Here is a 515-nt window from a genome sequence, read left to right as displayed (position 1 = left end):
GGGGGCTATGTCTATTCGCCGGCCTCCCGGCACATCGTGCCGAGGGCCCACAGCCATCTCACGAGCTCGGCGGCGGTGGCGGCGTTCGCCTTCGCCTGGGGCATGCCCCTCTCGAGCATCTCCTCGCGTCGCCGGAGCAGGCGCTCGGACCCCTTCCTCCCGTGCATCCTTATCTCGAGGGGGACGCCGGAGCCCTTGGGCATCAGCTTCGGCTGGTGGCCGGCCTGGGCGTAGCACCAGGACCCCTCGACCGCCAGCTTCCTGACGAGCGCGTTGCCGGCCCCGCTGATCCCGCCGAGGCGCACGGAGTCCGCGCTCGACCTCTGCTTCGGGGCGAGGCCGAAGTAGGACGTCACCTGCCTGCCGGAGCGGAACCTCGAGAAGTCGCCGACCTCGGACGCGAAGGCGGCGGCGAGCGCGAAGCCGCACCCCTTGATCGACTGGAGCGCCTCGACCTCCGCCGAGAGGGGGCCCGCCGCGACGGCGGCCCTGTACTCGGCGAGGAGGGCCTCCCT

Annotated in this window: 1 protein-coding gene; it reads right to left on the bottom strand. The window is 72.4% G+C overall.

Features of this window, described 5'->3' with window-relative positions; genetic code table 11:
- Positions 1 to 11 precede the first annotated feature (11 nt).
- A partial coding sequence (locus JMJ97_RS09475; protein WP_260700116.1) for an IS110 family transposase occupies positions 12 to 515 on the bottom strand: 504 nt, incomplete at its 5' end.

Source organism: Collinsella aerofaciens (assembly GCF_025289055.1).
Lineage (GTDB): Bacteria > Actinomycetota > Coriobacteriia > Coriobacteriales > Coriobacteriaceae > Collinsella.
This window is presented reverse-complemented; position numbering and strand designations above follow the sequence as displayed.